The following is a 9,869-nucleotide window of genomic DNA, read 5'->3' on the forward strand; positions in this document are numbered from 1 at the left end:
ATCTGTAAAACGTCATAATGAATTTCATTATGTGTTCACTCGTGAGACTTGATATTTTTTACGTCCGGAGACGCTGATATCAATCCTGCGAGTGCCCACACAGATTGTCTGATAAATTGTTAAAGAGCGGTGCAATCAGCGCCTTAAGCTGCTGTTGCGAGGTGGCGTATATTACGCTTTCCTCCTTCAGAGTCAAACACTTTTTTCAGCGTTTTTCTCCGGCGGGATGAATTTCTTCACTCCCTGCTGAGCCGTCTGCGTTGCCGCTTTGCCGTCTCAGTGGTGGCGCATTATAGGGATCCGATTTTTTTGCACAACCCCTTTTTTCGATCTTTTTAATCGACTGGCGAGTTTTCAATCTTTTCGCTGAGATCGCGAGCGATCCGCTCAAAATTCATCTTGTTTGCCAGCCTGATAAGCCGCAGGCTAGGGGTATAAAGTGCAAAAGGAGAAAGATCATGTCTGTAGCCCTACGACCTTATAAGAACCATTTTCCAGAAATCGGCGATCGCGTAATGATCGATCGCAGTAGCGTAGTGGTGGGTGAAGTGCAGCTCGCCGACGATGTCAGCATCTGGCCACTGGTTGCTATCCGCGGTGATGTGAACAAAGTCGTGATAGGTAAAAGAAGCAATATTCAGGACGGCAGCGTTTTGCACGTCACGCATAAATCCACCAGCAACCCGGAAGGGCACCCTTTAGTGATTGGTGAAGACGTGACTGTAGGCCATAAAGCAATGCTGCACGGCTGTCATATCAGCGATCGCGTGCTGGTTGGAATGGGATCGATTTTGCTGGATGGCGTGTTTGTTGAAGAGGATGTCATGATCGGAGCGGGTAGTCTGGTTCCGCCGGGTAAAAGACTGGAGAGCGGCTATCTCTATTTAGGCAGCCCGGTGAAACAAATCCGCCCATTGAGTGTGGCGGAAATCGCAGGTCTGCTCTATTCATCGAGCAATTATGTTGGCTGGAAAGATGAATACCTTGCTCAGGAGAGCCAGATCCAACCTTGATCATCGATCTCATCCTGCCGGATAAGCGCTTCCGCTTCTTCTTCCAAATCCCAGCGATGCGCGCTAAACAGCGCCATCGCTGCACCCGTTCCGAATCGATCCTGTAATGCGTCGGGCTTGATGGCACAAGTTAACCCCATTCCTTGCACCAACACCGGAAAAACGATCGCTCCTCGTTCCTCGTCCCAACTTTCACGATCGGGAAAATGGATCGCCTGATTCACTCCTTCATGGCCTGCTTTAATTGGGCAATAACGGGGGTAATTTCTGGCATCACGCCATGCCACAATTGGAAAGCATGTGCCGCCTGCCCCACCAGCATGCCCAATCCATCTGCCAGCTGACCCGCACCGTGCTGCTGACACCACAACAAAAATGGCGTCAGCCCTTGCTGATAGAACATGTCGTAGCAGCGTGTTTGCGGGGTGATCAATGAGTCTGGCAACGGCGGCACTTTACCCTCAACGCCACTGGAAGTTGCATTGATGATCAGATCAAATGCCTGGCCGGAGAGCTCAGCAAAGCTGCTCGCCTGGATATCCCCACTATGCTGGAAGATATTTGCCAATTCTTCAGCACGGGCAACCGTTCGGTTGACCACTACCACTGAACATCCAAAAGAAAGCAGGGGAAGGATCACACCACGAGCCGCACCACCGGCTCCCACCAGTAAAATGCGGTCACCAGAACGGATCAAATTCAATCGTTCCAGATCGCTTAGCAGACCAATCCCATCGGTATTATCACCAAAGATCGAGCCATCTGCCTTTTTCTTTAATGTGTTAACCGCCCCAGATAAGGCTGCACGTTCACTGAGTTCATCGGCCAGTTCCCACGCCTGTTGTTTAAACGGCAGTGTGACATTTGCACCTTTTCCACCGACAGTAAAAAAGTCGCTAATTGACTGAGGAAACCCCTCCAGCGGTGCACAAACCCGGCCATAAGAGTGCGCGATTCCTGTCTGCTCGGCAAAGAGACTATGAATGAAAGGTGACTTACTGTGTGCAATGGGATGACCAAAAACGGCGAAGTGTTCCATAAATTAACCCTGACGAATAAGTTCGCCGCTGATGACGTCGCGAATTTCAGAAGGATTTAGCCGGCCGCCCGTTGCAGCATGCAACACGGGGAATTGAGCACCGAATTGCTGTGCAACTTCATCAGCATTGCGGCACGGCGCCTCGCCGGAGAGATTGGCGCTGGTAGACACCAATGGTTTGCCGAAGCCACGGCAAAGTGCCTGCACATCCGGATGATCGCTAACGCGGATAGCCAGCGAATCGAAACGTCCTGTTAGCCAGCGTGGCGTATGCGGTGTTGTCGGAACAACATAAGTCACCGGCCCTGGCCAGCTAGCAAACATGCGCTCACGCTGTAGCACCGTGAGTTCGCGATCAGCAATGTAGGGTTCCAGTTGCGCATAATCTGCTGCAATCAGGATAAGCCCTTTCTCAACCGGACGCTGTTTGAGCGCCAGTAAGGCCATGACGGCGCTTTCGCTATCGGGATCGCAACCTAAACCAAACACCGCTTCGGTTGGATAGGCAATAACGGCCTGCTGTTGTAGTTGCTCGATGCAAAATTCGAGACTTCCGGGGACATACGCTTTTTGCTTCATGATCGTTCTTCGTCCTGGGCGATGAGCTTGCCACAGCGTTTGCTGGCGCATAAGCGCTTCATGCCTTGTGCGGTTTTCTTCTCTATTAATAAGGGAAACTGGCAATGCGGGCAGATACCTTCAACAGGCGTTGCATTGATTGCAAATTGGCAATCGGGGTAACGGTCGCAGGAGTGAAAGGTTTTGCCATAGCGCGAACGGCGCTGAACCAGCTTTCCGTTCTGACATTGGGGACAGGCAATCGCGGTCTCGTCGGGCTTATCGATAGTTTCTGTGTAATCACATTCCGGATAGTGGCTACAACCAACAAACATCCCAAATCGCCCCTGACGCAGAACTTTATCTGCGCCGCACTGAGGACACGCGTGCCCTTCCAGCACTTTAACGATATGTCCATCAGCCTGATTTTTCAGGGGACGAACATAATCACAGGTTGGATAATTCACACAGCCAAGAAACGGGCCGTGTTTACCACTGCGTATCACTAAATCTGCCCCGCAAGCGGGGCAGGGATCGTGTTTACGCACAGAAAATAGTGCTGATTTACTCATATTTCCGGATGCATTAATCGCAAATTAATGCAGCATACCTTCATTGACGTCGAATAACAGTTCTTCCATCTGCTGATAAGCGTTTTCACATCCAGGGATGTTAAACAGCACCATCAGCACCACCCATTTGAGATCTTCAAGATCAAATTCCTGAGTATCAAGAGCCGTGACCCGTTCGATGACCATCTCGCGCGTTTCCATATTCAGCACCTGAACTTGTTCCAGGAACAAAATAAAACCGCGACAATCAGCATCAAGACGCTGGCATTCCTCGTCCGTATAAATTCGCATTGAGAGCGGATCTGCGGCCAATTGTACAGGCGCCACCAGACCATCCTGATAGTCCGCTAAACGTTCAAGCCAATTCAACGCATTGTAGATATCTTCACGATGAAAACCCGCATCGGCCAAATCATCGGTCAATTTATCCTGGTCAACACGCATTTCAGCTTCGTTGTGGATATAGGTCTCAAACAAGTACATAAGTACGTCGAACATGGCATGCCCTCCTCAATCGGACATAGCCGCCGGGTACAGCTGCGATCCATCCTGCTAACTCCAGCTCCAGCAACTGGGCTGCGATAACTGGCACAGGTTGGCCGGCACGTTCAGCGACGACGTCAACAGGTGTAACCTCATTACCTACGTTAGCCAACACGCTTGCAAATGGCAATGGAACATCGTCACTGTCTTGTGAATATATTGTTTCTGAAGTGGTTGCCGGCAGCCATTGCAATGTGGAATGCAAATCTTCAAGGATGTTATTGGGATGGGCAACCAACAGTGCCCCCTGCTGAATCAACCAATGCGTACCTTCACTGCCATCATTACCCAATGCTCCGGGTAATGCATAAACATTGCGGTTTTGTTCCAGCGCGCAGCGAGCCGTGACCAGCGAACCGCTTTTCAGTGAAGCCTCAACGACCAGCACTCCCTGACTTAACCCACTGATGATGCGGTTACGGCGCGGAAAATTCACCGCATATGGCGCCATATCAAGAGGAAATTCAGAGAGTAAAGCCCCTTCGTTATCCATGATCGCCTGCGCCAGCGACTGATGGCTTTTGGGGTAGATATGTTGCAAGCCGCTGCCCAGCACTGCGATTGTTTTTCCACTTGCGTCCAAGGCTGCACGGTGTGCAACGCCATCAATACCGCGAGCCAGCCCGCTAGTGATGGTCAACCCACTGAGTGCAAGTTGCTGTGTAAACCATGTGCCCCACTCTTTGCCATAGTGGGAACAGCGCCGACTGCCCACCACAGCTAATTGCTGTGACTGTAAAACGGAGAGTTGCCCAGCCACATAGAGCAATGAGGGGCGTTGACTGATTTCAGCCAGGGGGCCCGGATAATCAGCATCTATGCAGGAGACTAAATGATGATGAGGTTGATCCAACCACTGTAACGTGCGCGCCAGTTGCCGTGGGCAATAATCGTTAAACTGTTGGCGCTGCAATTCATTCAAACCATGGCTGTGCAGTAATTCGTCATCGACGGCAGCACCGGTTTGCAAATTCCGCGCGAGATTCACTACGCGATGCCGGCGCAGGCCTTTAACATTTGCCAGCCGGAGTATCCCTTCCACTCGCTCCACGCGTCCATCCTTAAGCCCGCTCACATGCGGTGCAATGCTGTCAATCAGGCCACAAAAAGTCTACAATATGAGGTAGTAATCTTTTCTTTAACGCATACAGATCTGGATATTTATGTCAGTTTTGCAGGTATTACATTTCCCTGATGATCGCCTTCGCAAAATCGCTGCGCCGGTGGCTACCGTAAACGCAGACGTTCAGCGCATTGTCGATGACATGTTTGAAACCATGTACGCCGAAGAAGGCATTGGCTTAGCGGCCACTCAGGTCGACATTCATCAACGCATCATTGTTATCGATGTTTCTGAAAATCGAGACGAACGTCTGGTGTTGATTAACCCGGAACTGCTGGAAAAAAGCGGTGAAACCGGTATTGAAGAGGGCTGCCTCTCAATCCCTGAACAGCGTGCCTTTGTGCCGCGTGCGGAATGGGTCAAAGTCCGTGCGCAGGATCGTGACGGTAAGAGCTTTGAGCTGGAAACGGATGGTCTGCTGGCGATTTGTATCCAGCATGAAATCGATCATCTGGATGGCAAGCTGTTTATCGATTATCTGTCGCCGCTGAAGCGTCAGCGCATCAAACAGAAACTGGAAAAGCTGGCCCGCATGAACGCACGCGAAGCCTGAGTACTAACAGAAGGTTAAACTGTGTCTGCATCGCTAAAAATTATCTTTGCCGGTACACCTGACTTTGCAGCGCGTCATCTCGACGCGCTGCTTGCTTCTGAGCATCAGGTAGTTGGCGTATTTACTCAGCCCGACCGTCCATCAGGACGCGGTAATAAACTCACTCCAGGCCCTGTCAAAATGTTGGCACAGGCACATGATGTTCCCGTGTTCCAGCCAAAATCGCTAAAACCTGAAGATAATCAGCAACTGGTTGCTGACCTGCAAGCCGATATCATGGTGGTGGTGGCTTATGGCCTGATTCTGCCGAAGGCGGTTCTCGATATGCCGCGACTCGGTTGCATCAATGTCCATGGTTCACTCCTGCCACGCTGGCGCGGTGCGGCGCCCATTCAGCGTTCGCTCTGGGCTGGCGACCGCGAAACCGGCGTGACCATTATGCAGATGGATGTGGGTCTGGATACGGGTGACATGCTGCATAAGCTCTCCTGTCCTATCACGCCTGAAGACACCAGCGCATCACTGTATGACAAGCTGGCCGAGCTTGGGCCACAAGGTATGCTGGATACACTCGATCTGCTTGCCAGCGGCAAAGCTCAGCCTGAAGTGCAGGATGAAGCGCTGGTTTCTTACGCTGAGAAGTTGAGTAAAGAAGAGGCGCGTCTTGATTGGTCACTTTCTGCTGCACAGCTTGAGCGCTGCATTCGTGCCTTCAATCCCTGGCCGGTGAGTTTCTTCCTGATCGAGGATCAACCCGTCAAAGTGTGGCAGGCTAGCGTTCTACCTCATCAGAACAAACAGCCGGGCGAAGTCATCCATGCTGATAAAAATGGCATTCAGATTGCCACCGCTGACGGCGTACTCAATCTACTTTCGCTGCAGCCTGCGGGTAAGAAAGCCATGTCCGCGCAAGATCTGCTGAATTCGCGTCGTGAATGGTTTGCCACTGGCACCCTTCTGGCCTGATCTCCAGCCCGGTTTAACCGGGCTTTTTTGTTTGATGAATGAATATGAAAAAAGCAACTAACCTGCGTAGTCTCGCCGCGCAACTGATTGAACGCGTGGTAGATAAAGGTGAATCGCTCAGTGCCATTCTGCCTGGCGCGCAAAAAACATTGGCTGATAAAGATGGCGCGCTGTTGCAGGAACTCTGCTTTGGCGTAATGCGCACTCTGCCACAACTGGAAGCGCTGATTGGCAAACTGATGGAGCGCACGTTAACGGGAAAGCAGCGCGTACTGCATTACCTGATAATGGTTGGGTTGTATCAGTTGCTGTACACGCGCGTGCCAGCACATGCCGCACTGGCCGAAACGGTTGCCGGTGCAGAAGTCCTGAAGCGTACGGCGCTGAAGGGATTGATTAACGGTGTACTGCGTCAGTTCCAGCGTCAGCAAGAGGAACTGGTTGCTGCAGTGGATCAAGGCCCACAGCGCTACTGGCATCCCGGTTGGTTGCTTAAGCGTTTGCAGACAGCCTGGCCAGATCAATGGCAGCAGATCGTTGACGCCAATAATCAGCGACCGCCGATGTGGTTGCGCGTCAATCGCCAGCACCATAGCCGTGATGCGTGGCTGAACCTGTTGCAGGCTGAAGATAAAGCAGCCTTCCCCGCCGATGCGCCGGATGCTCTGCGCCTTGAATCCCCTGCTCCTGTCAGTCAGTTACCGGGCTTCGATCAAGGATGGGTGACAGTACAAGATTTGTCTGCACAGCGCTGTGCTCTGCTGCTTGAGCCACAAAAAAATGAAGCCATTCTCGATCTCTGCGCAGCGCCCGGCGGCAAGACCACGCATATTCTGGAAATCGCCCCTCAGGCAAACGTGCTGGCGGTAGATATCGATCAACAACGTTTGACCCGCGTGCATGAAAATCTGCAGCGCCTGGGTATGCAAGCCGAAGTGCGTCAGGGCGATGGCAGGACACCTGCAGAGTGGTGCGGCGACCAGCAATTTGACCGTATTCTGCTGGATGCACCTTGTTCTGCAACCGGAGTGATTCGACGTCACCCTGATATCAAATGGTTGCGCCGCGATCGTGATATCCCTGAACTGGCTGCACTGCAGCGCGAAATCCTCAATGCAGTTTGGCCACGTTTGAAATCCGGCGGCACGATGATTTACGCGACCTGCTCGATCCTGCCCGAAGAAAACCATCAGCAGATCGCGGCCTTTCTGGCTGAGCACGATGATGCCGCCGCTGAGCAGCTGCCCGAAGGCCAAATCAATGGGTGGCAAGTCTTCCCGAGCGTTGATGGCGGTGACGGATTCTTTTACGCTAAGTTGATAAAGAAATAGTGCGGCGCATTCTGACAAGAGCGATTCAACGATGAAAATTATTATCCTCGGCGCCGGGCAGGTTGGCGGCACACTTGCTGAAAACCTGGTGGGCGAAAATAACGACATCACTGTTGTTGATACGGATGCCACCCGTCTGCGCGCGTTGCAGGACAAATTTGACCTGCGCGTGGTGCACGGCCATGGTTCCCATCCACGTATATTGCGTGAAGCCGGTGCTGAAGATGCCGATATGCTGGTTGCTGTCACCAGTTCCGACGAAACCAACATGATTGCCTGTCAGATTGCCTATTCGCTTTTCAATACGCCAAACCGAATTGCCCGTATTCGCGCGGCGGAATATTTGCGCGATGCCGAAAAGCTGTTTGTACCGGAAGCCGTACCTATCGATCATTTGATTTCACCGGAACAGTTGGTTATCGACAACATCTATCGCCTGATTCAGTATCCTGGCGCATTGCAGGTAGTTAACTTTGCCGAAGGGAAAGTGAGCCTTGCAGTAGTAAAAGCCTATTACGGTGGGCCACTGGTCGGTAACCCGTTGTCCATTTTGCGTGAACATATGCCGCATATTGATACACGCGTAGCGGCTATTTTCCGTCAGGATCGCCCTATTCGCCCTCAGGGTTCCACGATCGTCGAAGCGGGTGATGAAGTCTTCTTTATTGCCGCGAGCCAGCATATTCGTGCGGTAATGAGCGAAATGCAGCGCCTTGAGAAACCCTACAAGCGCATTATGCTGGTCGGCGGCGGCAACATCGGTTTTGGTTTGGCCCAGCGGTTGGAAAAACAGTACAGCGTGAAGTTGATTGAACGTAATCAACAACGCGCAGCAGAACTGGCTGAGCGTCTGCACGACACCGTGGTGTTTTATGGTGATGCTTCAGATCAGGAGTTGCTCGCCGAAGAACATGTTGATCAGGTGGATCTTTTCATCGCCGTCACCAATGACGACGAAGCCAACATTATGTCGGCCATGCTCGCAAAGAAGATGGGAGCGAAAAAGGTCATGGTTTTGATCCAGCGTCGTGCTTATGTCGATCTGGTTCAGGGTAGCGTGATCGATATTGCCATCTCTCCGCAACAGGCCACCATTTCCGCCCTGCTTGGTCACGTGCGCAAGGCAGATATTGTTGGCGTCTCCTCACTGCGACGCGGGATTGCCGAAGCCATTGAAGCTATTGCGCACGGTGAAGAGACCACTTCCCGCGTAGTGGGTCGTTTAATTGAAGATATCAAACTACCGCCGGGTACGATTATTGGCGCTGTCGTACGCGGCGATGAAGTGATCATTGCTAACGACAACGTGCGTATTGAACAGGGCGATCATGTCATTATGTTCCTGACAGATAAGAAGTTTGTCCCAGATGTTGAACGTCTCTTCCAGCCAAGTCCTTTCTTCCTCTAAATCGCCGCGGGCGTTTGCCCGCCATGATAATTTTGCTTAATCCGCTGTTATCATGGCAATTGCACAAAGGTTTGTTAGACTTTAGCCATTGGCCAAGGCAAGGAGATAACAATGAGTTTATTCAAAGAGTTTCGTGATTTTGCAATGCGTGGGAACGTGGTGGATTTGGCAGTCGGTGTGATTATCGGTGCCGCTTTCGGCAAGATTGTTTCATCACTGGTCGCGAATATCATCATGCCACCACTGGGATTACTGATTGGCGGAGTCGATTTTAAACAGTTTAAGTGGGTCCTAAAACCGGCCGAGGGTGATGTACCTGCTGTCGTAATGGAATACGGTAACTTTATTCAAACCATTTTTGATTTTGTCATCGTCGCCTTTGCCATCTTTATGGCCATCAAACTGATGAACAAGCTGTATCAGAAGAAAGAAGTTGAAAAACCAGCGCCAAAACCAACCAACGAAGAAGTGTTGCTCACTGAAATTCGCGATCTGTTGAAACAGCAGAACAGCGATAAACTGTGATAAAAAAGCCGCCAAGTGCAGGCGGCTTTTTTGTCTGTAAAGCAGAAGGCCAGTGATAAACTTTTCTGCTTATCACTGGACTCCCAGTTTCTCCCCTTCGCATGTTTATCTTTACGTCGGTAGCTGCCTTTCCCTTTCTGATTCTGTTCAACTCGCTGACGAAACAGCGGATCATGTAACAGTGCCTCCAAAGCGTTATCGTTAATCTTGCCTTTGCGATGCTGATAGCGACTCATAA

Annotated in this window: 12 protein-coding genes and 1 pseudogene; 6 read left to right on the top strand and 7 right to left on the bottom strand. The window is 51.3% G+C overall.

Going from position 1 to position 9,869, the window contains the following annotated elements; translation table 11 throughout:
- The first annotated feature begins 458 nt into the window (after positions 1–458).
- On the top strand, positions 459–1,013 hold the full coding sequence (locus CRO33_RS23630; RefSeq protein ID WP_097119781.1) for a gamma carbonic anhydrase family protein: 555 nt from the start codon (positions 459–461) through the stop codon (positions 1,011–1,013).
- Here the strand turns inward: CRO33_RS23630 and CRO33_RS23635 are convergent.
- From CRO33_RS23635 to dprA, 6 genes are read right to left on the bottom strand one after another with little or no spacing between them, the layout of a single operon-like run.
- Positions 989–1,237: a DUF1488 domain-containing protein gene (locus tag CRO33_RS23635; protein ID WP_097119782.1), complete on the bottom strand. Its 249-nt coding sequence runs from the start codon at positions 1,235–1,237 to the stop codon at positions 989–991. The genes CRO33_RS23630 and CRO33_RS23635 overlap by 25 nt on opposite strands.
- Positions 1,234–2,052 carry a shikimate dehydrogenase gene (gene aroE, locus CRO33_RS23640; protein ID WP_097119783.1) on the bottom strand — a complete coding sequence of 273 codons (819 nt, stop codon included), beginning with the start codon at positions 2,050–2,052 and terminating at the stop codon, positions 1,234–1,236. Before aroE ends, CRO33_RS23635 begins: the two co-directional genes overlap by 4 nt.
- A 3-nt stretch (positions 2,053–2,055) precedes the next feature.
- On the bottom strand, positions 2,056–2,631 hold the full coding sequence (gene tsaC, locus CRO33_RS23645) for an L-threonylcarbamoyladenylate synthase type 1 TsaC (RefSeq protein WP_045833801.1): 576 nt from the start codon (positions 2,629–2,631) through the stop codon (positions 2,056–2,058).
- Positions 2,628–3,182: a DNA topoisomerase family protein gene (locus tag CRO33_RS23650; protein WP_072226551.1), complete on the bottom strand. Its 555-nt coding sequence runs from the start codon at positions 3,180–3,182 to the stop codon at positions 2,628–2,630. Before CRO33_RS23650 ends, tsaC begins: the two co-directional genes overlap by 4 nt.
- Before the next feature lie 24 nt (positions 3,183–3,206).
- Positions 3,207–3,680, bottom strand: coding sequence for a DUF494 family protein Smg (gene smg, locus CRO33_RS23655; protein ID WP_034830723.1), 474 nt, complete (start codon positions 3,678–3,680; stop codon positions 3,207–3,209).
- Positions 3,652–4,776 carry a DNA-protecting protein DprA gene (gene dprA / locus CRO33_RS23660; protein ID WP_097119784.1) on the bottom strand — a complete coding sequence of 375 codons (1,125 nt, stop codon included), beginning with the start codon at positions 4,774–4,776 and terminating at the stop codon, positions 3,652–3,654. The genes smg and dprA overlap by 29 nt, the downstream gene beginning before the upstream one ends.
- A 112-nt stretch (positions 4,777–4,888) precedes the next feature.
- On the opposite strand from dprA, the gene def reads away from it, so the two are divergent.
- The 5 genes from def (at position 4,889) to mscL (ending at position 9,631) form a co-directional block, all read left to right on the top strand.
- Complete coding sequence (def, locus tag CRO33_RS23665; RefSeq protein WP_034830726.1) at positions 4,889–5,401, top strand: peptide deformylase; 513 nt, start codon at positions 4,889–4,891, stop codon at positions 5,399–5,401.
- Positions 5,402–5,422: 21 nt separating this feature from the next.
- Complete coding sequence (gene fmt, locus CRO33_RS23670; protein ID WP_097119785.1) at positions 5,423–6,367, top strand: methionyl-tRNA formyltransferase; 945 nt, start codon at positions 5,423–5,425, stop codon at positions 6,365–6,367.
- Between the two features lie 44 nt (positions 6,368–6,411).
- A complete protein-coding gene (rsmB, locus tag CRO33_RS23675; RefSeq protein ID WP_097119786.1) occupies positions 6,412–7,698 on the top strand; it encodes a 16S rRNA (cytosine(967)-C(5))-methyltransferase RsmB in 1,287 nt (428 codons plus the stop codon).
- Between the two features lie 31 nt (positions 7,699–7,729).
- A complete protein-coding gene (gene trkA, locus CRO33_RS23680) occupies positions 7,730–9,106 on the top strand; it encodes a Trk system potassium transporter TrkA (RefSeq protein ID WP_034830730.1) in 1,377 nt (458 codons plus the stop codon).
- A 111-nt stretch (positions 9,107–9,217) separates the two neighbouring features.
- The gene (gene mscL, locus CRO33_RS23685) at positions 9,218–9,631 is read left to right on the top strand and encodes a large-conductance mechanosensitive channel protein MscL (protein ID WP_034830732.1); all 414 of its coding nucleotides are present in this window, start codon (positions 9,218–9,220) and stop codon (positions 9,629–9,631) included.
- 38 nt (positions 9,632–9,669) lie between these two features.
- Here mscL and CRO33_RS25010 read toward each other — a convergent pair.
- Positions 9,670–9,867: pseudogene (locus tag CRO33_RS25010) on the bottom strand (alternative ribosome-rescue factor A); the annotation flags it as partial.
- Between the last annotated feature and the right edge of the window lie 2 nt (positions 9,868–9,869).

This window comes from Pantoea sp. GL120224-02 (genome assembly GCF_900215395.1).
Lineage (GTDB): Bacteria > Pseudomonadota > Gammaproteobacteria > Enterobacterales > Enterobacteriaceae > Pantoea > Pantoea communis.

Coding starts and splice junctions, on each gene's coding strand:
- tsaC (WP_045833801.1), bottom strand. CDS start 2,631: ATGAAGCAAAAAGCGTATGTCCCCGGAAGTCTCGAATTTTGCATCGAG.
- smg (WP_034830723.1), bottom strand. CDS start 3,680: ATGTTCGACGTACTTATGTACTTGTTTGAGACCTATATCCACAACGAA.
- mscL (WP_034830732.1), top strand. CDS start 9,218: ATGAGTTTATTCAAAGAGTTTCGTGATTTTGCAATGCGTGGGAACGTG.
- rsmB (WP_097119786.1), top strand. CDS start 6,412: ATGAAAAAAGCAACTAACCTGCGTAGTCTCGCCGCGCAACTGATTGAA.
- CRO33_RS23650 (WP_072226551.1), bottom strand. CDS start 3,182: ATGAGTAAATCAGCACTATTTTCTGTGCGTAAACACGATCCCTGCCCC.
- trkA (WP_034830730.1), top strand. CDS start 7,730: ATGAAAATTATTATCCTCGGCGCCGGGCAGGTTGGCGGCACACTTGCT.
- CRO33_RS23630 (WP_097119781.1), top strand. CDS start 459: ATGTCTGTAGCCCTACGACCTTATAAGAACCATTTTCCAGAAATCGGC.
- aroE (WP_097119783.1), bottom strand. CDS start 2,052: ATGGAACACTTCGCCGTTTTTGGTCATCCCATTGCACACAGTAAGTCA.
- def (WP_034830726.1), top strand. CDS start 4,889: ATGTCAGTTTTGCAGGTATTACATTTCCCTGATGATCGCCTTCGCAAA.